The 224-nt window shown below is 49.6% G+C and carries 1 protein-coding gene; it reads right to left on the bottom strand.

Features of this window, described 5'->3' with window-relative positions; genetic code table 11:
• The coding region (locus NE668_RS10110; protein ID WP_442806939.1) for a tudor domain-containing protein at window positions 1-224 on the bottom strand (224 nt) is incomplete at both ends.

The following is a 224-nucleotide window of genomic DNA, read 5'->3' as shown; positions in this document are numbered from 1 at the left end:
GTCCTGTTGCGTCCAGAATATCCGACTGGGGACATGATAGCGAACTCTGCCCCCTTGACCTCATCAATCATGTTCAGCTCGTCAAAGACAATATAGTTCCTCGCCTTTTCCCCCTCTATCACAGTGAGAACTCCGTTGCACTTCTCATCTTCTGGATGTCCCTCTCTCTCAAAACTACCCTCTGGGAACACAGCCCTGTAAAAATCCTTGGGCTTCACTTCCTC

Origin of the sequence: Veillonella parvula (genome assembly GCF_024461875.1) — a bacterium.
GTDB classification, from domain to species: Bacteria; Bacillota; Negativicutes; order Veillonellales; family Veillonellaceae; genus Veillonella; species Veillonella parvula_I.
Note: the sequence above shows the minus strand (reverse complement) of the source record. Positions and strands in the feature narration are given on the sequence as shown.